The sequence below is a fragment of the Vallitalea okinawensis genome (assembly GCF_002964605.1).
GTDB lineage: Bacteria > Bacillota > Clostridia > Lachnospirales > PQDH01 > Vallitalea_A > Vallitalea_A okinawensis.
This window is the reverse complement of the sequence record NZ_PQDH01000005.1, coordinates 216758-241431: the sequence shown is the minus strand read 5'-3', so window position 1 is coordinate 241431 and position 24674 is coordinate 216758. Positions and strand designations below refer to the sequence as shown.

Annotated in this window: 21 protein-coding genes; 17 read left to right on the top strand and 4 right to left on the bottom strand. The window is 34.0% G+C overall.

Features of this window, described 5'->3' with window-relative positions; translation table 11 throughout:
* The first annotated feature begins 285 nt into the window (after positions 1 to 285).
* A complete protein-coding gene (locus C1Y58_RS26735) occupies positions 286 to 717 on the top strand; it encodes a hypothetical protein (RefSeq protein WP_170311612.1) in 432 nt (143 codons plus the stop codon).
* Between the two features lie 195 nt (positions 718 to 912).
* Here the strand turns inward: C1Y58_RS26735 and C1Y58_RS15500 are convergent, their stop codons facing one another.
* A complete protein-coding gene (locus tag C1Y58_RS15500; protein WP_105616992.1) occupies positions 913 to 3210 on the bottom strand; it encodes a hypothetical protein in 2298 nt (765 codons plus the stop codon).
* Positions 3211 to 3378: 168 nt separating this feature from the next.
* Between C1Y58_RS15500 and C1Y58_RS15495 the strand changes: the two genes are divergently transcribed.
* The gene (locus tag C1Y58_RS15495) at positions 3379 to 4245 is read left to right on the top strand and encodes a helix-turn-helix transcriptional regulator (RefSeq protein WP_105616991.1); all 867 of its coding nucleotides are present in this window, start codon (positions 3379 to 3381) and stop codon (positions 4243 to 4245) included.
* Positions 4246 to 4563: 318 nt separating this feature from the next.
* Here C1Y58_RS15495 and C1Y58_RS15490 read toward each other — a convergent pair whose 3' ends face one another.
* On the bottom strand, positions 4564 to 5832 hold the full coding sequence (locus tag C1Y58_RS15490; RefSeq protein ID WP_157950128.1) for an MGH1-like glycoside hydrolase domain-containing protein: 1269 nt from the start codon (positions 5830 to 5832) through the stop codon (positions 4564 to 4566).
* A 157-nt stretch (positions 5833 to 5989) separates the two neighbouring features.
* Between C1Y58_RS15490 and C1Y58_RS15485 the strand changes: the two genes are divergently transcribed.
* From C1Y58_RS15485 to C1Y58_RS15450, 8 genes are all read left to right on the top strand, one after another.
* Entirely contained in the window at positions 5990 to 6883 is an 894-nt protein-coding gene (locus C1Y58_RS15485; RefSeq protein ID WP_105616989.1) for an AraC family transcriptional regulator, read from the top strand.
* A gap of 259 nt (positions 6884 to 7142) precedes the next feature.
* Positions 7143 to 8126, top strand: coding sequence for a diaminopimelate dehydrogenase (locus C1Y58_RS15480; RefSeq protein ID WP_105616988.1), 984 nt, complete (start codon positions 7143 to 7145; stop codon positions 8124 to 8126).
* Positions 8127 to 8291: 165 nt separating this feature from the next.
* Positions 8292 to 9131, top strand: coding sequence for a DMT family transporter (locus C1Y58_RS15475; RefSeq protein WP_105616987.1), 840 nt, complete (start codon positions 8292 to 8294; stop codon positions 9129 to 9131).
* 169 nt (positions 9132 to 9300) lie between these two features.
* Positions 9301 to 9618: a DUF202 domain-containing protein gene (locus C1Y58_RS15470; RefSeq protein ID WP_105616986.1), complete on the top strand. Its 318-nt coding sequence runs from the start codon at positions 9301 to 9303 to the stop codon at positions 9616 to 9618.
* 238 nt (positions 9619 to 9856) lie between these two features.
* Positions 9857 to 10255: a BlaI/MecI/CopY family transcriptional regulator gene (locus C1Y58_RS15465; RefSeq protein WP_157950127.1), complete on the top strand. Its 399-nt coding sequence runs from the start codon at positions 9857 to 9859 to the stop codon at positions 10253 to 10255.
* A gap of 4 nt (positions 10256 to 10259) precedes the next feature.
* Positions 10260 to 11864 carry a M56 family metallopeptidase gene (locus C1Y58_RS15460; RefSeq protein WP_157950126.1) on the top strand — a complete coding sequence of 535 codons (1605 nt, stop codon included), beginning with the start codon at positions 10260 to 10262 and terminating at the stop codon, positions 11862 to 11864.
* On the top strand, positions 11854 to 12600 hold the full coding sequence (locus C1Y58_RS15455) for a hypothetical protein (RefSeq protein ID WP_105616983.1): 747 nt from the start codon (positions 11854 to 11856) through the stop codon (positions 12598 to 12600). Before C1Y58_RS15460 ends, C1Y58_RS15455 begins: the two co-directional genes overlap by 11 nt.
* A gap of 204 nt (positions 12601 to 12804) precedes the next feature.
* Positions 12805 to 14277, top strand: a complete 1473-nt coding sequence (locus tag C1Y58_RS15450; RefSeq protein ID WP_105616982.1) for an Ig-like domain-containing protein — start codon at positions 12805 to 12807, stop codon at positions 14275 to 14277.
* A 105-nt stretch (positions 14278 to 14382) separates the two neighbouring features.
* On the opposite strand, the gene C1Y58_RS15445 is transcribed toward C1Y58_RS15450, so the two are convergent.
* Positions 14383 to 14835 carry a GyrI-like domain-containing protein gene (locus C1Y58_RS15445; RefSeq protein ID WP_105616981.1) on the bottom strand — a complete coding sequence of 151 codons (453 nt, stop codon included), beginning with the start codon at positions 14833 to 14835 and terminating at the stop codon, positions 14383 to 14385.
* An 87-nt stretch (positions 14836 to 14922) separates the two neighbouring features.
* A complete protein-coding gene (locus C1Y58_RS15440) occupies positions 14923 to 15606 on the bottom strand; it encodes a hypothetical protein (protein WP_105616980.1) in 684 nt (227 codons plus the stop codon).
* 166 nt (positions 15607 to 15772) lie between these two features.
* Here C1Y58_RS15440 and C1Y58_RS15435 point away from each other — a divergent pair, with 166 nt between their 5' ends.
* The 7 genes from C1Y58_RS15435 (at position 15773) to C1Y58_RS15405 (ending at position 24674) form a co-directional block, all read left to right on the top strand.
* On the top strand, positions 15773 to 16450 hold the full coding sequence (locus tag C1Y58_RS15435; protein ID WP_105616979.1) for an ABC transporter ATP-binding protein: 678 nt from the start codon (positions 15773 to 15775) through the stop codon (positions 16448 to 16450).
* Positions 16447 to 19056, top strand: coding sequence for an ABC transporter permease (locus tag C1Y58_RS15430; protein ID WP_105616978.1), 2610 nt, complete (start codon positions 16447 to 16449; stop codon positions 19054 to 19056). Before C1Y58_RS15435 ends, C1Y58_RS15430 begins: the two co-directional genes overlap by 4 nt.
* Before the next feature lie 57 nt (positions 19057 to 19113).
* Positions 19114 to 19980 carry a MerR family transcriptional regulator gene (locus tag C1Y58_RS15425; RefSeq protein WP_105616977.1) on the top strand — a complete coding sequence of 289 codons (867 nt, stop codon included), beginning with the start codon at positions 19114 to 19116 and terminating at the stop codon, positions 19978 to 19980.
* A 72-nt stretch (positions 19981 to 20052) separates the two neighbouring features.
* Complete coding sequence (locus C1Y58_RS15420; protein ID WP_157950125.1) at positions 20053 to 20859, top strand: prenyltransferase/squalene oxidase repeat-containing protein; 807 nt, start codon at positions 20053 to 20055, stop codon at positions 20857 to 20859.
* Positions 20860 to 21008: 149 nt separating this feature from the next.
* Complete coding sequence (locus tag C1Y58_RS15415; protein ID WP_105616975.1) at positions 21009 to 21689, top strand: response regulator transcription factor; 681 nt, start codon at positions 21009 to 21011, stop codon at positions 21687 to 21689.
* Positions 21686 to 22717: a sensor histidine kinase gene (locus C1Y58_RS15410; protein WP_105616974.1), complete on the top strand. Its 1032-nt coding sequence runs from the start codon at positions 21686 to 21688 to the stop codon at positions 22715 to 22717. The genes C1Y58_RS15415 and C1Y58_RS15410 overlap by 4 nt, the downstream gene beginning before the upstream one ends.
* Positions 22718 to 22910: 193 nt before the next feature.
* Entirely contained in the window at positions 22911 to 24674 is a 1764-nt protein-coding gene (locus C1Y58_RS15405; protein ID WP_105616973.1) for an FAD-dependent oxidoreductase, read from the top strand.

Here is a 24674-nt window from a genome sequence, read left to right as displayed (position 1 = left end):
TCTGGTAGATGGTTATCTATTATTATTGTTGATATGAGGAGTATCATATGGCTTAATAAAAAACAAGAGGTGATTAGTATCAAAAATATCATTAATAACTATGAAAATGCTATCAATTACATTGAGTTTAATAAAGAAGAACCATCAAAGAATGCTATAATAAAAAGCAATATTTTACTTTGCTTATTTTCTATACCTATAGCAGTTTTGGGAGTATATTCAGAAATTACATCAATTATAATAATCTCAATGCTTACTATGATAGGTTTATGGAGTATTTATATTTTGAATAATTTAGATAAGAGAAAAAACTATGTTATATTTCTAGCGATCATTAGCTTTTGCCTTTCTTTTGTTTTTTTATTAGGAGCTTTCAAGACAGCATCGGCCGTAAAAGAGTTAAACTTCTTTAGCTTTATTTTATGCTTAGCATTATATTTAGGAACAATTCTGATATATAACTTGTATATAGCAAGACTTATAAATAAAGGTTACTTTAATCCTAATAATAATAAAAAAAGAAAAGTTAATGTAAGTTTAATCATGTTGTTTTCTGTATTTGGATTAGTAGTTGGTAAATTAATAAGTAATAGTAATGTTGGTAATGATACAGCATTTACTATATTAACATATTGTCAAGTAGCTTTATGTTTAGCATTTATACTAGGAACACATAATTTTATAAAATATTATGTTATAGTAAAATTAGATAATTAGCTATTTATTTACAGAAATGAGATTATTATGTACATGTTCTTTTAAGATTCCTAGACATTCAATCAACAACAGACTATAAAAATGTAATAATTCTTTTCTTAACAATTCTCAAGTGGTATTTATATCTTGTTTAAGTAAAAAAAAGAAAAATACCTATAGGAAAACGAGACCGATGGTGGTCTCGTTTTTTATGATTTATACATTATGCCAACTAAAACCAGTAGGTGCTTTAACGACAGATTTACCCAATTGAACAGTTGTAGATTTAGTTAAGTGTAAACAAACAGAGTGTATGATATCCTCATTTGGAACTACTTCTATGCAATCTTTACATTTAACCACACGGCAATTCCATGTGAGATAAGTACCATCCGTTTTTTCATGAACATAAGCCTTGGTCAAGATAATCTCTGCCATACACTTAAAGTGTTCATGAACATCATTATCTTGCATGTTGGCACCCTGCCAATGACTAACCATATCAATGTATTGTTCACCAACAGTAAAATTAGCATGAGGGTACTTTAAGGTATTAAAATGCCCTTCTACATAGGTGTTAATATCAAGAGGCTTACAAGATGTTGTTAATTGCTTAACTTCTACACAAGGTTCAGCAACAAATGCCCAACGAAGCTTTCCTGAATGGGTATCGATGGACTGTATGCCACTTCCTATGGCATTCATTGTTTGAACAAGATAATCCATATCACCTGTAAGGAGGTACAGATAATATGTAGCATAGGTACGCCAAGATGACCACCCATGAGGTGAGTTCATAAAGTTATACTGCATACCAATATCATATTGAGCTTCCCAGAAGCGTAAAGTACCACCTCTCATTCGACTATCAGGAATGAACAACTGGGTCAAACATGTATGTTGGTTAAGATACCTTTTGGCAGATGCAAGATAGTGGTTGCGAGAAGCTTCATCTTCCTGCAAAAGAGCAAATTGAGCAATTTGGGTTGCAGAACAAGAAATCATACCATCTTCAAATGTAAGCTCGCCTTCTGTGTCAATATTACCATCTGCATTGACCAATTCATCAATAGCTGCTTTCACGGAAGTATAAAGATCGTCATAGGATTGTTGCAATGAACAATCATCCTTCATTAAGTTTTTTATTACCATCATAAGAGCCATGAGGTTTTTAGCTGGATAAATGACGCTGGTATAGTGAACTTTACCTCCTCGGTAGGAGCCGTCTTCTGCTTGGTAATGAGTGATGAGCCATTCAGCGAGACGATTGGCACGATGAATATGCTCAATATCCGCTGATGCTTCATAGCGATTAACAAGAATATTAATCATAGCTGCCGTATTTTGTATGCGTGCTTCTTTTACAATAGGCTTTTCTTCATCGAATATTAATGGATAGATTGTATCCATTATTTCCTCTGTATCTTTCATGTGTTTATTAGTTGAATCTATTTTAATCTGCTCATAGAGGCTATAAAAACCATAGTAAGATTCACAATGAGAGGTAGCTCTTGGAAGATGGAATAATGCAGCTTCAGCAGCTCTTTCCATATACCATGAATAGGGTTTAATAACGCTTATGATTGACTCGCTTATTTTCCCAACAGTATTTTCTGCAATAATTCTATAAGAACCTTCTTCTTCACCAGTAATACTTAACGAACAAACATGATCAGCATTAGGAGAAAGGGTATAATAAGTCCAGTTACCCATAGGTGATAAAACTTTTATCTTTAAAGGTATGTGAGAATGAATGTCTAGAGTAATTTCCTCCTTATGCATCATCTGTATCTGCTCTACTTCAAATGTTGGTGCATGAGTAATCTGCTCTAAAGTTGGGGCTACATCATCAAGGGTATCAACAGCTTGAAGTGTAATTGTCCAACTCTTTTCCTCGCCAGCTTTTAGCTCATAAAGGTGTTGAGGATGGCGCTCTGGTAATGGACCTTGATGAATAAAGTCTAGATTAAGGGTCTGTATTCGATGACCACCCCATTTGTACCCATGGGAGTAATGAGTATTATAGTCAAGACTCCAAGAAGCAATAGGTTGTGGTGAAGCCATAAGGATGATTTGCTCATCTGGAGACATAAGATAACTTGTGAAATGAGTCTTTTCACATCTAAGATATGAAGGGAATAGCTTCGTTAACCACTCAGGATAAGTTGCCATATATGTATCTATACCTAGCTTTAGACCACATTTTTTAGGCTGAAATGGTACAGGCATATGATTTTTTATGCTGCTATGAATAATCAATGTATTAGGTGATAATTCGTAGCTTAACTTAAAGTATAATCCATCAAAATAAGCTTCATAATATTCCTCTTTATCTTGGTAAGTTAGTTCCACCTTATGATCAATACCGTTCCAATTACCATACCAACAAGGACCATAGCCTTTGCCTAGATTAAACAAGATCTCTTTTATAGAATCTTTATTAATATAACTCCATTTTTCAATGGAGCCATCATTCTTTAACTGAAGGTTTGGTTTCAGTTTTTCTCTTAACATTTCCACACTCCTAACGAATATTATAGCTTCATTGTACAGGATTTGATGTGGACAAAATTCCACTTTTTTGGTGAGCATCTATCCTTTTTTGTGTTTTTACAGAATTATAGACAATATTCATCGTTATCTGTTATGATACATTTATAAGGATTATAGGAGGCGTATCTTATGCAATGTATTGAGGATATCCATCATAAATATATCGATTATCATATATACAATCTAAATGACCAATATGATAATAAGGCTGGTCACTCCCACCATCGATTTGAAATATCCCTAATACTGCAAGGGGAGGGCACTTATCAGATTAATGGTAAGATGTATGAGATACAAGCTGGGGATATTTACATTATCGGTAATGATATACAACATGGATTACATGTAAAAGAAGGTTGTAGCGTTAAAAATATGGTTTTCCATTTTGAGCCACGATTCATATGGGCTGGTGGCTTGGATCAGATGAATCGTAATTATTTACGTACATTTATTGGACAAAGTAAATCATTTAATCATCGTTTATCTCCTGAACTCCCTATCACTAAGATGTTGACAAATTTATTAGTACAATGTTCTAGTGAATTCGAACGACATCAATTAGACTATGATTTATTAATTAAATCAACATTTATGACTATTTTAGTATGGATTAATCGTCACTATGCAGAATCATTCGAAGTGGATTCAAAGAGACAGTCGAGGGTTGATTACTATAGGATGAATGAAGTTATAAGTTATATTCATCAGCATTTTATGGATGCTATACGATTAGATGATCTTGCAGCATTAGCTCATTTAGAGCCTTCTTACTTCTCCAAGGTTTTTAAAGAGATTAATGGCATATCACCTGTAAGTTATATTAATTATGTGCGAATTGACAAAGCCATAAGAATGTTACGAGATTATCACTGCACTTTAGAACAAGTTAGTTGGAAGTGTGGTTTTAAAAGTTATTCGAATTTCGTAAAGATATTTAAAAAGATAAGAAATGAAACGCCTTCTACCTATAGACGAACATGGCATAGAGAAGGTTAGGATAAGAGTGAAAAGTATATAGCAAGTGAACTGTTCATGTATATGTAGTCAAGATAAGGTAGTTTAAGGAGCGGTTCTTTTTTAGTATAGGAAAGTTAGCATTTTGCTTATAAAAGTAATGAGGCATCGAACCTCATTACTTTTGATTCATTTCATTACATAAAATGATCAAGCAAGGAATCCTTCTTTCCTGCTGATACTTGGAACGTGACACTAGTCACTTTTCTTGGATATCAATATATTACACTTTTTATATCTTTTATTTTTCCATCTCCGATTGCTTCCAGAATACAGATCCCTCATCTTTCTCATTATCAATTAGAACCTTATACTCACATCACTAAATCTTACGAAATCCTTACGTGCTAACTCACTTGGTGAATAGGATTCTTCAAATTCAAAGGGCAGGATATAACCTAGTGAACTCCAGCCCCAAAATGGATTTAGTCCTTGACCTACACCTGTTTCACCATTATAATACTCTCTTGTGCTTGATTCACTAATAACTAATTCAAAAGTTTTTTCAGCGAGTTGTTTAGCTGTCTCTTGATAACCGTGTTTAATAAGCCCTTGCACAATAATATAGTTGGTAGGTATCCATGTTGCTCCCATCCAAGTACATTCTCCATCTTCTCTTTCTTGGTAATATCCAACTTCATCTTTAGACCAAGTTGCTACGGGATATTCTAACCAAAACTCATTTGGATTTAGTAGATGTTCCTTAATAATACGCTCTATTCTTTCTGGTTTAATCCCATCTAACCATAGAGGCATAAACCCAGCAATAGACTTAATTCTATTTAAAGCCCCAGTCTTCTCATTACGATCGTAATAAAAACCATCTTCTTCATCCCAGAACACTTCATCAATTTTTATAGTTAACTCTTTTGCATGACTTGAATATGCTATTACATCATCTTCATAGCCTAATTCTCCTGCCAATTCAGACATTGCCAGTAATTCTCTAACAAGATAACAGTTCAGATCAACACCTTCATATAACATAACCCCATCGTAACCTAATCTTAATTTCTGATTATCCATACCACTGTGATCTGACCCATCCCAATAGCATAGACCGTTTTTATCATTATCACACTGCCAGAACCAATACTCAAGATATGCCTTTAATTGGTGATAATATTTGCCTTTAAGCCAACGATAATCATTTTCTTGTCGACTACCAAGAAGGGCTGTTTGAGCTAAAAACGGCTTGAAGTGGTGCCTTGGTTTTGGATACTCATTACCCATCGTTCTCGCAATAAAACCACTTTCATGTTGTTGATCCAAGAACATTTCAACACCATTCCTGCAATACTTTGAAATCCCGAAATAGGATAGAAATAGCATTTCAAAATATAAATCCCAGTCGTATAATTCACCATATGCATAACCTGTTACTACATCTTTACCGTTTTGGTATAACACCCCTCTATCTCTTATGTGCGTTAGGACTGTTTCTACTTGAGTGATTAATTTGTTCTTATTAATTTTGCCTCTAAAATCTTTGACACAATAATCCTTCAATTTAATTTTACAATTAGAAGGTTTTACTTCATCTACATCTTGAATCATTTGTTTTTCCATAATAATCTCCTTTTCAATTGTGATGTGTAATATCGTACTACTCTGTTTCTTGTTATTCATTCACGACTATGTTAGTATTATATTGTCTTAAACTTTAGCTCACAAGGCGATAATTTGCAAAAACTAATACAATATTGATTTCAAGATAGGAGGAATTATGAAAGCACATACATGTTTTACTATTGAGCAACACGAAGATATGACCTTCCCATTTAGTATCTACAAAAATCCAATTAATAAGAACAAGCGCTTATTACCTCATTATCACGAAAGTTTTGAAATCATCTATATTAGCAAAGGTAGTATGCATCTTAAAATTGGGAATGATACCTTTATCGCCACTAAAGGAGAAATCTACTTTTCTAACTTATATCAATTACATTCAGTTGAACCATTCGATAATATTGAAGGAGAATTTTATGCCTTTGTCTTTGATAAAAAAATTATTACTCAAGTTAATACAAGTATCCATTACCAACAATACATAATTCCTTTTTTACAAGGAGAACATCGCTTTCCCGTATCTATAGATCCATCTTATCCTGATTATGAAAGATTAACAAAGTCAATTACAGAAATCTTACAAGAGTATATGGAGAAAAAAATCGGTTATGAAATCTGTATATCTTCTGAAATCGAAAAACTTTTAATTCTTCTAACTCGTTACAACAAATACATCAATCATGAGTACTTAGAAATTAGCCAGATTAACAAAGAAATTATTGATAAAATGTGGTTGTATATAAAAGAAAAATACCATCAAAAAATAACTCTTGACGGTATTTCAGCTGCACTATATATAAATAAGTATCATTTTTGTCGTGTAATAAAAAAACTTACAGGTAGTTCCTTTACTCAACTATTAGCATTATATCGTATTCAACAAGCTATTAATTTACTTTCTACAACTGACCTTCCAATCAATTCTATTGTTGAAGAATGTGGTTTTACAAACCAAAGTTATTTTAATCGGATGTATATTAAATATGTTGGCGAAAAGCCTTCTCAAACAAGAAAACGGATTATTTACAATAAGTCAATGACTACTTAATTCTGAACAATATTTTGAAAGTGTCTGTCACAGAGCTAACTAAAAGCTCTTGATAAGGACTAGCACTCACATGGATAGAGAAGGTTAGGACAAACAGTAATCTTAAGGATTGCAGTATAGTTCTTTATTGATTTATATCACTTTTTATGTATTTTATGTTATAATTGGATAGATACTGTACGACTTTAAACTATTAAAGTATGTTTAAGGTTAAGAGTGGTATGTTCCAATTATCATGATAAAAGTTGGAGGTCAAAGGATGAATAAAATAAGAATAGGTATTGTTGGATATGGTAATATAGGAAAAGGTGTTGAAGCTGCTATTAAGCAAAATGATGACATCGAACTTGTGGCAGTGTTTACTAGAAGAATACCAGAGACATTAAATATTCAGACACAAGAAGCAAATGTAGTACATATGGATGAGATTGATAATTATCAACAGGCTATCGATGTTATGATTTTATGCGGTGGTTCAGCAACAGATTTACCAGTACAGGGTCCCAGAGTAGCAACCCTATATAATACAGTAGATAGCTTTGATACCCATGCTAGAATACCTGAATATTTTACTTCAGTAGATGAAGCAGCAAAGGCATTTGGAAAAGTAGGAGTTATATCTGTAGGTTGGGATCCAGGCTTATTTTCCATGATTCGTATGATAGCTGGATCCATATTACCTCAGGGACAGGATTATACCTTCTGGGGTAAAGGTGTGAGTCAAGGTCATTCTGATGCGATAAGAAGAGTTGAGGGTGTAAAAAATGGAATACAATACACAATTCCTATAAAAGATGCTGTTGATAAAGTGAGGAATGGAGAAAATCCTATATTTACAACTAGAGAAAAACATTTGAGAGAATGCTATGTAGTTGCTGAAGAAGGTGCTGATCAAAGTCAAATTGAAGCTACAATCAAAGCCATGCCAAACTATTTTGCTGATTATGATACTGTCGTTCACTTTATATCCGAAGAAGAGTTACATGCAAACCATGGACAAATGCCACATGGTGGTTTTGTTTTCCGAACAGGTGAAACAGGAGAAGGTAATCAGCAATTAGTTGAATTCTCACTTAAACTAGATAGTAATGCAGAATTTACAGCCAGTGTACTTGTGGCTTATGCTAGAGCAGCTTATAAAATGGCTAAGGAAGGTATAAGCGGTGCTAAAACAGTATTTGATATACCACTTGCATATCTATCTCCTAAAAGTAGTGCTGAGCTTAGAAAAGATCTATTATAGGAAAACGAGACCGATGAGGTCTCTTTTTTCTATTCAGTACTTATACAATAGAATATATTTATTTTTACTACTGTCCAATTCTTTTGTAGTATCTATAGAAGATTGATAAAAAATATCAGTAATGATATAATAACTAGAAAAAATACGGAAGTAAGAGGAGTCTTAATGACCAATAAACAAAAAAGTATACTATACATGTTGATTTCAGCTTTTGGTTTTTCTTTAATGGGTGTTTTCGTTAAATTGACAGGTGATATACCTGTTATACAAAAAGCAATCTTTAGAACCAGCACCATCATGATTTTCTCTTTTATCATGCTAAGAGTCAGTAATCTTCAATTTAAAGATATTAAACATCATAAGTTATTATTAATGCGCTCTATTCTTGGAACAGTTGGTATTTTACTCAATTACTATGCCTTGGATAATCTGATTTTATCTGATGCCAACACACTTTTCCGTTTGAGCACAGTTTTCTTGATTATATTTTGTTGGATTTTCTTAAATGAAAAACTTACACTTAAACAATTACTAATGATTATCGTTGCATTCATAGGTGTTGTATTTATAATGAAGCCAGCACTCAATGTAAGTGTAATACCTTATCTAGTCGCTATTTTAGGTGCTGCTTTTGCAGCAGGAGCCTATACAACTTTAAGAGCTTTAGGTGGAAGAGAGCACCCACTTTTAATAGTATTCTATTTCTCTGTCTTTACCACTGTGATATTGGGGCCTTATGTCATTTTAAACTACACACCTATGTCAAGTACTCAGCTTGTCTATGCAATATTGGCAGGATTATGTGCAGGTATTGGCCAAGTAGGTGTAACAGTAGCCTATAAATTAGCACCTGCAAAAGAAGTCTCAATCTATAATTATTTTAGCGTTATATTTTCGGGAATATTTAGCATCATTATCTTTGATAGTGTTCCCGATGGATTAAGCATTATTGGGTATATCATCATATTTGGAACGTCTTATTATATGTATAAGCAGAATAATTAATTTCTTGTTAAAAGAAATCGTCTATACTGACTAAACTTAGACTTAGTTAGCATATGGACTAGTCTTGCCAGAAACTTTGTATTAACAATCCAAGAAAAAAGTGCTATAATGGACAACAGATTGGATTTATAGAAATTAATAAATCTAGAAGAGCTGTGGAGGTTGTTAGATGATACAAAATATCAAAAAAGACGCAGAAGTTTATGCATTTGAAAGAGAATCCCTTATATTACGTGACTTACTAGCTACCGATCGAACTTTTTTGGCAAATGAAAGAACTTTTTTAGCTTATGTACGTACAGCATTAAGCATTATTGCTGCGGGAGCTGGTTTTATTAAGTTATTTGAGATTCTAATTATCCAATACATTGGTTATTTTTTATTACCATTAGGTTTTATAATTGGTATAATTGGTGTAGTTCGTTTCATTAAGGTGAATCGTGAGTTGAAGAAGATAAAAAATAACGCTAACTATCATATTGAATAATTTATATATATATCACCAATAAGGAGCCAATTGCTCCTTTTTTCGTATTCACAATAGCAAATCATGAAATATTCATCTCAGAGAATTTATTCGTATATCTTCATCCTATCAAACTAACTTTGATAATTACACAGTGTTTTAACTTAATATTGGAAAATAATAGTTGACATAGATTCGTTACAAGTGTAATATTATACACATGAGTTACAAGTGTAACGAATATTTTGGAGGTGTATGTATGCTTCAAATCAATAAAATATCCGATTCTGAACTTGAAGTCATAAAAGTGTTGTGGGAAAGTCAATGTTCAATGTCTGCTATTGAAATTACTGAAAAGCTTAATAAGAATATGGGGTGGGAGAACTCTACTGTCAGAACCCTTATTCGGAGACTGAACCAAAAAGGGTTTCTAGTTCAAGAAAAGAAAGAAAACACCCAAATGGGGCGAAAAAAAGTCTTCTACTATTTATCTGCAGTTAGTCAAGAGGAATACATGAAGGAAACGACAAGGGAATTTGTTAAGAAAACATATAGGGGTAATGCAAAAAATCTTGTAGCTAGCTTGTTTCAAAACAAGCTTTTATCCAAGGATGATATAAAGGAGCTTAAATCATTTTGGGAGCAAGAAGGTGATTAATGCTATGAACGATACAATAGAAGTATTAATAGCCATGTCTCTTTCAGCAAGTATTATAGCTATAATCCTATTTACAGCGACGCCAATCATAAAGAAGCATTTTTCTAAAGCATGGCTATATTACATATGGTTAATTGTTATTTTACGTCTATTAGTACCTTACACACCACAAGTTAATGTAATGAATTCTGTTTATAGTGATATAGAAGAACTGGCCATTACAGAAGATATAAAAAATACTATCCTTAATGAGGATGACAGAATACTACCCTACGATAAACTTCAAAATACCAACGAAATTGCATCAAAGACAGTAGTATCAGATGTTGTCCTATTTATTTATAATCATTTATTTCTGATTTGGTTCATGATTATGCTCATATTGTTAATCCAGAAAGTCACTTGCTATCGAAGTTTCATAGGTTATGTGAAGTCAGGTAGAGAGTTAGTAAGAGATCGTGATACATTAATACTCTTTTCTAAAGTATGTAAAGAAGTAGGGATTAAAGTACAACCACAACTGTATACCAATAAGGTAATCAGTTCTCCCATGCTCATAGGTGTATTTAAACCCTTTATTATTATACCAGAAGCACAAATACCTGAAGAACATTTACAATACATATTTCTGCATGAGCTGATGCATCAAAAGAAGTTTGATATTATCTATAAGTGGTTAATGCAATTAGCTCTTTGTGTTCATTGGTTTAATCCTATTGTACACTTGATTGCTAAAGAAATTAATAAGATTTGTGAGTTTGCCTGTGATGAAAGTTTACTGGCATTGCAAGATGAAAAGAATAAGAAAGCTTATGGAGACACGCTTATCTATTCTTTGGAAATAGCAGGAGCGTATAATGATCAAATTATCTCCATGAATCTGAGCCAAGATGGTCAATTATTAAAGGATCGTTTGATAGCGATAAACAAATTTACTAGTAGAACTCAATCAAATAGTTTGATATCAATTATACTAGCGTGTGTATGTATTATGAGTTCTTTATGGATTGGTGTTTATCCTATGAATGCTGCAGTGCAGGAGGGGGACCAATCCTATCAGGAATTAATAACTAGAAATGATGTAAATAGATGTGCATTAGAGATTATGCAAAGGACTGGTAATTGGAGGTATGTTGAACCCCTATTTAAGCATATGACCTCAAAGGGTGTTGAAGACGTTGTTTCACTCTATATACAAAAGACAGGAAATTATAATAGGACAAGAACTGCAGCTAGATATATGGATAATACCAAGAGGGGAATCAATTTTGAAGGATCACAATCAATTAACAAAACATACGAAGCATTGGCCTATGAGTTAATTGATGAAACTGAAGATATATATAGTTCTATAGCAATATTTGAGTTCATGGATGAAAGTCAAGTTGATCAGTTAGTTATTGAGTACATAAGTAAAACAAAGGAAATTAGAAAAGTATACGAAGTCTATGAATATATGAGTACAGATGCAATTGATAAGGTTGTTATCGACTATATGACTCATACTGAAGATGAGGAAAGCATAGTTGGTTTAATGCCTTTTATGAGTGACAGTAGCATGGAGAAAATATCAAAATGGATGAAGGAGGTCAATCAGTATGAAGAATAGACTAGTAAAAAGCATGTTGTGTAGCATGTTAATTGGAACAATAAGCACTTCAACTGTATCTGCAGAAGTATTTTCTGTTCCTGAAGTAGAAGTTCGATATGTCAGTAGTATAACTGAGGCTTCAAAGCAGAATACAACTTGTAGCGCTATGGAAAAGAACGAAATCGATCTACAGGCTTTAGAGATTATGCAGAAAACTGGAAATTGGAGTTACGTTGAACCCTTGTTTCCATCCATGACTTCACAAGGCGTAGAAGAGGTAGTTGCTCTGTATATTCAGAAAACGGGTAATTACGAGCAAGCAGAGGCCGCATTACCATATATGAATCAAGATCATCTTGAGAATAACCAATCCACACAGTCTCAACCTTATACAGATTATTACACCATGGCTATAGAAGTAGTAACAAATACTGGTGATATATATAGTGCTATGGTTTATGTATCCTTTTTGAGTACGGAACAAGTCGATCTATTGGTGAAGGATTACATTGACAAGAGTAATGACTTTAGTTGTATTTACGCTATTCGTCCATACATGAGTACTAATGGGATTGATGATACAGTGAAGAGTTATATCGATCAAACTGGCGATTATGGTATTGTTGCAGCAATGCTTCAGTTCATGAGTAGTGAGGCAAGTGATTACGTGGCTAGAAAATACATCAGTGAAGATAAGGAACAACTATATCTTGAGTTTTTTACACCATACTTAGAGACAGAAATAAAGAGATGATAAATAACATACTTAAAATGTTATGTCTCGTTAACTTTCCATTCTACCACTTCTGTAAAAGATAATTAACAGACTTAATTTTAGAATATATACAAAATTTGGTCTTAATGATATAATGAATAAAATAATTGTGATGAACTGTAGTAGAAGATATAAAATGACTAGATACAATTTCAGAATATACTTAAATAGTCGAGGTGAAACATGAATAGAACATTTAGCAAAAGATTATGTATCATGTTATTTATATCAATAATTTTGATAGTCGGTAGTCGATTTGAATCACTCTCAGAGGAGATTGGTGAAATCAATTTTTTATATGCTACTCAAAATAATATTAAGCATTTTGATATAGATGATAGACTTTGGATAGTTTGGGATGAAGCAGATAATGCAGAGAGTTATTTAGTTCGTATAACCAATCTAGATACGCAGTATTTTGAAGAATATTATACCACATATGAAGAAAAATCCTTTGCAATTGAGGATATCGGAGGAAAAGGTTCCTATCAAATCAATGTTGATGCTAAGGATGATGATGACCATATAGTTGCAACTGGTAAAGTGGATATTATTCTAAATGTACAGATGAGCAATATAGCCCCCTCAAATAACGATTTAGTTAAATTAGTTAGAGATGAGAAACTAGAAATAACCTATTCGGGATATAGTCGTGATGACGATGCTTATAGAATAAAAATTATAGATACAAATACAGAAGATATAATCATTGATGATATAACGAATAAAAAGAGCTATCAAATTGATAATTTAGAATTTCAAGAGGAATCTACATATTATAAGATGTGGGTAGCGGCTTATGATGACGATAGAATCGTAGCCGAGAATATAGTTTACTTCTATGTAACCGTAGTTGAACCACAATCACCTAAAGATATATTTATTGAGCCGTCACAAATAGTGTTAAACACGAATGAAAAAGAAAAATTAACTGTAAATATAGATCCAAACTCAGTTGAGGTAGAAGAAGCTAATATAATATGGGCTAGCTCTGATGAGAGCGTAGCTAAGGTAGATCGGCAGTCAGGAAAAGTAACCGCAATAGGAAAAGGTACAGCTATCATAACAGCTAAGACATACAATGGGAAATTGGCTACATGTATTATTACTGTATTGAATAATGAACCAAAAGAAATATCAATTGAGCCGGCACAAGTAATTTTACATATTAATGAAGTGGAGAATTTACTCTTAGACATTACACCTGCTTCGATTAATGAAAAAGATATAGATATAGTTTGGGTCAGTACAAACAAAAGTGTAGCTACAGTAGATTTATGTGCTGGAGTAGTAACTGCTGTTGGTATAGGTACTGCAGAAATAATTGTTGAGACATATAATGGGAAAACAGATACATGTACTGTTAGAGTATTGGAATCAGCGCTTAAAGAACCTAAAGAGATATTGATAGAACCATCCCAAATAATTTTAAATATTGGTGATGTGGAAAATTTATTAACCCAAATAACACCAAGTTTAATTGATGAAGATGAAGCCGGTATTGTATGGGTCAGTACTGATAAGAATGTAGCTACTGTAGATCAAGTCACAGGAGAAGTAACTGCTATTGGAGTAGGAACAGCAATAATAGTTGCCGAAACATATAATGGGATTACTGATACCTGCATTGTGAGAGTATTAGATAGGGAGCCTTAAATAAAGTTAAAAAAACTAGCTCTTTCTTGTTAAATGGGGTAGATATTATCCTATGTGCAAAGAAGGAGCTAATTATTTAGCTTAGGCATATACACCCAATTACTATCACTGGACTGAAATATAAATATGAATTCTTTGTTGACTTAAGTCATCAGTATACTCATAGACTTCAAAGTCTGACTCATATTTTCTATCTAAATGAAGGGTCCAAATTTCTTCCCAAGCATCTTTGACAGCAGCTTGTCCAGTAATGGAGAACTTAACGTATTTGCCAGCTTTGATAGTTTTGGATACTAGTGATGCATCCAAATTGTCGATCTCGCTAACTTCGCAACCAACCATAAAGTTATAGGGTTTTGTATAATCTTTTTCATAATCCGTATATAGACCTATAAAATCAGCGTTGATTCGATGATTAATTTGATAATAAATCTCTTTGGACATAAACTTCTGCCAAAGCATACCGATATCATTGGCAGCTTGCATATTTTCATTTGTCGTTCTTGTAAGAAGACCTATAACGCTTTTGTCTTCTAATTCAACTATTTCATAGTTCATCGTATCACTCCTCAATAAGTATATAAGAATGATACAACACAATACATGACAGCAATATGTCATAATTGAATATATTTTCAAATTCTATTATCTAAGTCCAAGAACTTCTTCTAACTCAGCATTTCGATTACACATATTTTTATCTAATAACTCAGTATAGAGTTTTATTGCTTCGTCTTTTTTGTTGTTCTCATAGTAAATATGTACAATGTTCAATAAGTTAGTTTGTTTTGAATCAGAGGTTGCAAATTTTACATTGTCTAGAACTTCAATATCTTCTGGAAAGACACTTTTAATAAGTCTAAGGGCTTGATCGTTTTTATAACCATAATAGAATAGAGAAGCATTTAAGTAGACATCTATTTTTTCTTTACCTTTAAGAGGAAGATAATTTAGTTTTAAAATGTTTATTTCACCATCAAAAAGGTTACCGTTTTCTTTGTTTATATTGGACATGAACAAAATACAACGGGCTTTATCGTAATACGAAAGTTTATGATTATCTTCTAAAACATGTGCCAGAAGCTCTTCACACTTTTCCATAGAAAAGGGAAGGATTGTATTAATCTTTTTCTCAAATCCTTTGAAGCTTCTTACAGGTAAATAAAATTTTATTATAGACCATAATAGAGCAATAGTTAAGCAAAGGGAGATATTCTTAGGTGAGTAGAGATTTTCTTCCTCAAAAAAAATATCCGTAAATGATAGAAAATTATGAGCTAAAAATAAGATTGCTCCGATAGCTGCAATTCTTTTAAATAGTTGTTTCATTTCATCACCTGATCCTATTGAATATCAAAATCAATTATACCATAATAGAACTTATTGTTGTGAAGAAAGTTCTGGTACATTGGGTTGAGAAAAATCAGCAGTTGTAATAAGATTGTAAGAAGTAGTTGTTATACTAAACTCAAAACTTAAATGGAGTTGAGTGCATATGGTTATTTTGAAGACAAATCATCTCAAGAAGTATTATGGTGATGGAAGGAATCAAGTTAAAGCTCTTGATGGAGTTGATATAGAAGTAAATGAGGGTGAATTTGTGGCTGTTGTAGGGACATCAGGTAGTGGGAAAAGCACTCTTTTACATATGCTTGGAGGACTTGATCAAGCTACAGAGGGCAGGGTATATGTGAGGGATAAGGATCTCTTCGATATGAATGATGAACAACTTACCGTTTTCCGTCGTAGAAATATTGGTTTCGTATTCCAAAGCTACAACCTTGTTCCCATATTGAATGTCTATGAAAACATTACACTGCCTATAGAACTTGATGGCAATCAAGTTGATGAAGGTCATGTAAATCTTATCATCAAGACATTAGGGTTGGAAGAGAAACTCAACAATTTGCCCAACAATCTTTCAGGTGGGCAACAACAACGTGTAGCCATTGCTAGAGCATTAGCAACAAAACCAACGATTATATTAGCTGATGAGCCAACTGGTAACCTAGATAGTAAGACCAGTGGAGAAGTTATTGGATTATTGAAGGTGACTAGCCAGAAATTTAATCAAACCATTGTTATGATTACCCATAATGAAGAGGTTGCCCAGCTAGCTGATAGAGTTATCCGAATAGAGGATGGTTTAATCGTTGGGGGGGCTGGACGATGATGTTTCCTAACAATAACAAAGCTATTATTCAAAAGTTATCTAAGCGCAGTCTAATGGTTAATCGTATAAGAAATCTCTTTGCTGTTCTAGCTATCATGCTGACAACAGTACTGTTAACAGCTGGCTTTACAGCTGGTATAAGCTTAGCCAAAAGTGCCAAGAACTATCTGGATATGGGGAAAGGTGTAGACAGCCACGGTAGTTTCGTGGTTACTTTAGATCAATATGAGGTATTAAAAGGATCAGAGGATATCAATCAATCGGGGTTACTTCGTGATTGTAGTACAACATATATCCAATCAGAACAGGTAGTAGGTAATAAAGTATATCTTAAATATGCTGATGAGGATATGTTTCAGATGAATTTTGTTATACCAGTTGAAGGGGATTATCCAAAGAATGCTAATGAGATTCTAATGCCTACCTTTGTACTTGATCTATTTGATCTTCCATATGAAGTGGGGAGGCAAATAACATTGAAAGCATCTGTCATAGAAAATGGAGAAGAAGTTATTAAAGTCTTTGATTTTATACTCTGTGGTTACTTTGATCCTGTAGTACCTCCTTCATCTAATTATGCAGAGATTTTTACTGGGGAGGATTTTATTACACAATACAATCCCCATTTACCCGACAATAGCAACGAAGCTTATGTGAAATTGAATAGCCTTACATCAATGAGTACGGAAGATGAAGGGTGGGCAGAGATGGGTAAAATAGCTGACTCTTTAGGAATAATGGGTGTAGGGCTTGATCCTGATTTTCAGAATCCGTCGACAATGATCATCAGTTTGACAGATGTTTTGGCTTTAGCCATTCCAGCAATCATGGCTGTCATACTTATTATGCTCAGTGGCTATCTATTAATTTATAATATCTTTTATATTTCAGTGGTGCATGATATTCGTTATTATGGGCTCTTGAAAACCATTGGAACAACACCTAAGCAAGTAAAGAAGATGATCAACCAACAAGCTTTGATGTTATCATTCATCGGAATACCCATTGGTCTTGCTTTAGGCTATATCATTGGAGTAGTTTTTACTCCCCACTTAATGACTCAAACTGTACTTGATAAGTATGTTATTATATCTGCTAACCCATTAATCTTTATTTTTTCTATCCTATTCTCTTATTTAACAGTCTATATCAGTTGTAAAAAGCCTGGGAAAGTTGCAGGGCAAATATCTCCTATTGAGGCTGTTTGTTATACTGGCGTCGAAGATTATAATAAGAAGCTTAAGAATACAAGAAGGGGTGGAAGACTTCATCGTATGGCGTTAACCAACATTTTTAGAAATAGGGGTAAGGCTATTTCAGTTATTGCTTCCATCTCATTGAGTGCTATTATTTTTATTTTTGCATTTAATGGTTCTGTTGGTCTAGATCCTGTGAAAGATGCAGAGGAACGGATGCAGGCAGACTTTGAAATTATGCATTATAACGTAGTTTGGTGGCAGCAAGAAGAGTATCAGCCCATTAGTAAAGATACTTATAATCAGCTTGAAGAACTTCCTTTTGTTACTGAAATTAATAAATACTATCTGGCGCGTTCGAATAACGATGAAGATCTAATGGATGATGGCAATTATGTATTAATGAATAATTTTAGAGGAGAGGTAAAGAACCAAGGTCTTCTAAGAGATGAATTTGAAAGCTACCGAGAGGCTGGTATGCCAGACTGGCAGGGAAGTTTTATTGCTCCAAGTGGTAATATCAAGACGCGAGTAACAGGAATAAGTGCCGATATCATCGAAGAGGAGGTAGCCTATGATAAGGTTTTGGATGGTGTTGTAGATGGTAAGCAATTTGCCTCAGGAGATTACCTGATTTTCTGCCGTGATGCCAATAAAGAGAATGGAATAACTTATGGAAATGGGGTTATCAAGGCTGGTGATAAAATGACATTATCCTTTTATCTACCGGATTCAGATACATATGTTAAAAAGGAGTTTACAGTAATGGCTGTCGTTGAGAATTTAGATCATTGGAGAGGGCAGACGGATATTATTACAATCAGTGATACTGTATTTGAAGAAATCTATGCGAATCATGATGAATTAATCTCCCAAATCATGGTGAAGGTGGATAGTGATTTACAGAAAGCTAATGATCAAATTCAGAGTATCATTAATAAGAGTGGTAACTTTCAAATATATTTTACATCTAAATGTGAAGTGATTAGGGAAAATGAAAGAATGAAGTCAGGTATCATGATGATTGGCTTGACTATTTCATTGATCGTTGGTATTATCGGCTTTTTAAATATGACCAACACCATGATGACCAGTATCATTTCTAGAAAGAGGGAGCTAGCTATGCTAGAGAGTATGGGCATGACCAAGAAGCAATTAAAGAAAATGTTAATATACGAGGGTATGTACTATACCATTATCGCGGTACTGTTTATTATTCCGCTGGGATTTTTATCCTCCATAAGTACATCTCTCATACCCTTCTTTGGTGGCTTTAACACAGGGGGATTCCTGCTTTCAATTTTCATAGTAGTAGTTCTAATAGCAGTTATATCTATAGCGATTCCTATAATAGTCTTCTCAATCATTAATAAGGCAACCATCATTGAGCGACTTCGCGAAGTTGAATAATCAAAGGGACTACCACTTGAAGGGTGTTAGGTGATATAATATACCTAAAGTGGGGAGGTGTTCCAGATAGAAGATTATGATGAATTATACACTATTGGGCAGATTTCTAAGATGTGTGATATACCTATACAGACATTGAGATATTACGATGAAATTGGATTACTCTTACCTGAAAGAGTGGATACTCAAAATAATTATCGATATTATTCTAAGAAACAAGTACTTGACCTTAACATCATCAAACATTACAAGGCATCAGGATTCTCACTAGAAGATATACGTCACCTAGCAAAAGGTGAGAACATGGAAACACTTCATAAGAAACTGGAAGATAAATTGCTGGAAACAAAAAAGAACATCAGGGAACTAGACTATTTACGTGAAAAGTTAGAGATGGATATTAATAACTTAGCGCTGAGTAGCCAATTAGGTGAAAAAGGGGATTTAAAGAAAGACAACAAAGATGGAATTGAAATTAAAACGATTCCTACCATGCCTGTTTTATTCACTAGATATCATTGCGCCAATAATCCCAGTAGTTTCATTAAGAGATTCAGTGAATTAGGGGCATTAATGGATAAATACAAGTTATACAGAGTTGGTCCCCTAATGGCTATATTTTATGATCATTATTCTGAATATGACTTCAGCAAGGCAGATATTGAGGTTTGTATGCCAATAGCAGGAAGTTTATCGGAATGCCCTAATATAAGGGAGTATGGTGGATTTCTAGGTGCTACTATGTTACATAAAGGTCAATACTCTAAACTACCCGCGTCCTATGGAAAAGTTCTTGATTGGATAGATCAACAGGGATACGAATATGTTGTTCCGACTACAGAGAAATATATTATTGATGCAACTAGTACAAGCATTGAGGAGAACTACGTGACAGAGGTTATATTATCTCTACGAAAAAAGTAAAAATATCCTTGACCCTCTAGTAACTATAGGTCCTATGATTAAACTATAAATTAACTAATAGGAGGTTTTATAGTGATGAGAGAACTAATGGAAAAGGCTGAAAAGTACATTATTGATAACAGTACTGATCTTCAAAAGGTATGTTTGGACTATGTGGCTGGTAGAAGTAGTAAGGAGAAGGTACTAGATGAGCTATCAAAGTATCAGAACCCTGATGGTGGATGGGCTAATGGACTTGAAATTGAGTATCCGGGAGCAATAAGTTCACCATTTACAACAGCAGCAGCTCTTGGGTATATATCAAAATTTGAACTGGGTGAATCTGAGTTGCTTCCGAGTACCCTTAACTATTTAAAGAAGACTCAACACGAAAATGGTATGTGGGATGACACAGAAGGCGTTCTAGCATACCCTCATCCCCCATACATGGGACCAGGTATTTATCCAGAGTTTAAGACAGGTGTGACTCTTAAGTGGTTACTACGCCTCAATATTGCGGATAAGAAGATGATTGAAGGAGCACAGTCTTATTTAGTAGAAATATTTGATGAAGTAGCTCCTAAAAATGACTTTTGGTCTGCTGTGGCTTATTCCAGTGCGTTTGCGTTACTACCTCATTTACAAGAGACTCCCAGAATTATGGAATGGAGTATGAAGATATTGATGCCTGAAGAAAGTGAATTTGGTTGGCAGCAGGTGATGGGGATGATTGAAGATGATATGCCGATTCCAGATCGTGTTTACGATATATCACTTAACCTGATCAAAGAAAATCAAGAAGATGATGGTGGTTGGCCACATCAGTTCGGCACATACAATAGAGTATGGTCAGCCATCTATATACTTAGATTCCTTAAGCAAAAAGGGTTAATATATTAGGGTTTTAGAGGTGGATGGTTAAATAGATTTATTCTATTGATAAGCTGAATGAGAGAAGAGGACTTTTAAGGTAGAGCTTTAAAGTCTTCTTTTCTTATGCTAAACTAATTTTAAAAGATTGACTATGAATGAATAAAGGATGGATGGCTATGACAAGTATTTTAATCGTTGAAGACGATCAAGGGCTAAATGAAGGTATCTCTTTTATGTTATCCAAAGAAGGTTATATGGTTCTATCTTCCTATAATGTTGCAGATGCAGAAAGTAAACTGCAACATCATGCTATTGATCTAATCATTATGGACATTAATCTCCCAGATCAAACAGGACTCGCTTTCTGTAAGAAAATACGAAAATATTCTCAGCTGCCCATCATTTTTCTTACTGCAATGGATACAGAAGAAGATATAATAAAAGGTTTTCAATATGGCGGTGATGATTACATAACAAAACCATTCAGTTTAGTAGTTTTAAAAGAAAGGGTTGCAGCTGTCTTGCGACGCATCCATGCATCTAATACTTCAAACATCTATCAATACATGGATATTCAAATCGACTTTGATAAAGTACTTCTTCTTAAAAAAGGAGAACCTATAAAACTTACTGCAACGGAATTTAAACTGATTAAGTTACTTATCGATCATAAGAAGAAGGTAGTAACAAGAACCAATATCCTTGAGAGACTTTGGGATATCGATGGTAATTTTGTTGATGAAAATGCTGTCAATGTCAATATTCGTAGGCTGAGAACCAAGATTGAAGATAATCCATCAAAGCCGGAATATATCAAAACTGTCTTTGGAATAGGTTATACGTGGGGTGAACAATGATGAACATATCTTTGAATAAAGTCATTTTATCTTTCGGACTGGGGTATCTATTTCTATCCATTTGCTTTATCATAGGCTTGATAACGTTAGGTGTTTCTATCCAAATCCTTTTATATGCAGTAGTTTTTCTTATTCTATTTTGTATGATGGCGGTATTTTTTATGTTTTGTGTCAAAGGGAAGGTTCAAAAGATGCTCATAGCCTTATCTTTAACCATACAATCTCTTATCAAAGATGAAGACAACGATGTATTTACGGATATAGAGGACAGTATGCTATCCAAATTGCAGAGTCAAGTAACCCGACTATCTAGTATTCTAAAATATAGAAATGCACAAATAAAAGAAGAAAAAGATAGTATTAAGAGTTTGATTTCAGATATTGCTCACCAGCTAAAAACCCCATTAGCCAATCTTAATATGTATGAATCACTGGTTTTGGATGAAAGTATAGACCATGGTCAACGTATGGTGTTTCTTAAAAAACTTCAAAATCAAATCAATAAGCTTAATTGGCTGGTAGCGTCACTGGTGAAGTTATCACGACTGGAAACCGGTGTTGTTCAATTGACACCTAAAATTCAGTCCATTGAAGATACCATACTCACAGCCATTAGACAAGCCTACCCTTTTGCAGAAAGTAAAGGGATTGAAATAGTCTTTGACGGAAATCCAGATTTAAAGTTAAAACATGATGATAAGTGGACGGCTGAAGCTTTGTTTAATATCATTGATAATGCTATTAAATATACGAAGAATGGCGGCTATATAGGTATTTCAATTACGACATATGAGCTCTTTGCACGCATTGATATCTCTGATAATGGTATTGGTCTTTATGAGCATGAAATCAATCATATTTTCAAGCGATTCTACCGTGGAGAGGATACGGAGAAGATAGATGGTATAGGCATAGGACTCTATTTAGCTAGAGAAATCATAACCAAGCAGGGCGGCTACATCAAAGTAAAATCAAAAAAGGGAGAAGGTAGTGTTTTTTCAGTATTCTTATTAGTTAACAAGGAGTAAAACAGAATAATTTCTGATAATCGAAGCGAGACCTGTGAGTCTCGTTTTTTGTATGCCACAGATATCATTGCAAAAAATTAAAGATTTCTTGCAGATTATTTAAGGAGAGTAAGCGTTAAAAAATATATAGTTATAGTAAGCAAATAAGATTCTTATTGGTGCTACTAAATAACCTATTGAAGGGATGATCCATATGTTACATGTTACTAAAAATTATGATGTAGTCGTTGTTGGTGGAGGTATGTCAGGGGTTTGTGCAGCTATAGCAAGTGCAAGACATGGGGCTAAGACTGCCTTAGTTCAGAATCGACCTGTATTAGGAGGGAATGCTAGCTCAGAGATTAGAATGCATATCTGTGGGGCTGATATGCATTCTAAACGAAAAAATGCAAGAGAAACAGGTATTATTGAAGAAATACTGCTTGAAAATAAGAAAAGAAATCCCAACCATTCTTTTTCAATATTCGATACAATCTTATGGGAAAAAACTAACTTTCAAGAGAATCTAGATCTATACCTTAACACCCATATGACAGAGGTTTTCAAAGAGAATAACAAAATCCATAGCGTTACAGCTACCCAGTTAACAACTGAAAAAACTTTTGAATTCAATGCCCCATTATTTGTTGATACTACAGGAGATATGATGCTCTCAGAACTTGCAGTGGCAGGTTATATGGAAGGTCGTGAGGGCAAAAATGTCTTTGGAGAACAGTATGCTCCTGATGAAAATGATAGTTACGTTATGGGTAACACATTATTATTCCGTGCAGTCGATACAGGGAAGCCAGTGGTATTTGAGAAACCATTCTGGGCCAATACGTATACAGAAGAAGATCTTCGACTTAGAGGACATGGTGAAATCACCAGTGGTTATTGGTGGATTGAGCTTGGTGGTGATGGATTAGATATTAAACATGACGGTGAAGGATTAAGGGATGAACTCTTAAAGGCTCTTTATGGTATTTGGGATCATATTAAGAATCAAGGGGATCATCATGCAGAGAATCTTGATCTAGATTGGGTTGGTTTCTTACCAGGTAAAAGGGAAAGTAGAAGAGTTATAGGTGATTACATTCTGAAAGAACAGGATGTCTTAGAATGTAGGATCTTTGATGATGCAGTAGCCTATGGTGGATGGGAGATGGATATGCATGTGGTTGGAGGATTAAAAACGACAGATAAAGAACCAACCAACTTTATCCCATCGGAAGATTTATATACCATACCATATAGAAGTTTATATGCTAAAGATATTGAAAACCTCTACATAGGTGGACGTGGTATTAGTGCATCTCATATGGCTTTCGGTTCTACTCGAGTTATGGCAACTTGTGCTGTCATTGGGCAAGCCATTGGAACAGCGGCAGCTATGGCAATCGAGAAAGAGACTACACCAAGAGGGATTAATCAACATATGACAGAGTTACAAAATAAACTCATGAAAGATGACTGTTACTTACCTGGATTTAAGAATAGGGATGAAAGAGATTTGGCTAGAGAAGCTGTTGTAACTTGCTCGTCAAGCTTAGAAGGATATGATTGCGATCAAGTCATCAATGGGTTTTCAAGAATGATTAAAGATGAAAGCAACTGTTGGATGACTAAAAAAGGCGATGATGAAGATTGGATTTCTCTTGATTTAGTTGATGTTAAAGAGGTCAAAGAAGTTCAAGTCAAATTTGATCCAGATCTTTCAACAGAAACGATGCCTACACTATCTAAGAACCATCAAAAAAGACAGCACCCTAGTATACCTCCACAACTTGTTAAAGCATATAGATTAGAGTTTTGGCAAGATGAAGAACTCATTCATAATTTAGATGTTCAGAACAATCATCTAAGATTCAGAAGCCATCAACTTAATGAAGGTATTCAGTGTAACCAAGTGAAACTGATACTTAAGGATACCAATGGTGATGATAACTTTAGTGTCTTTGAAATAAGAGTATATTAG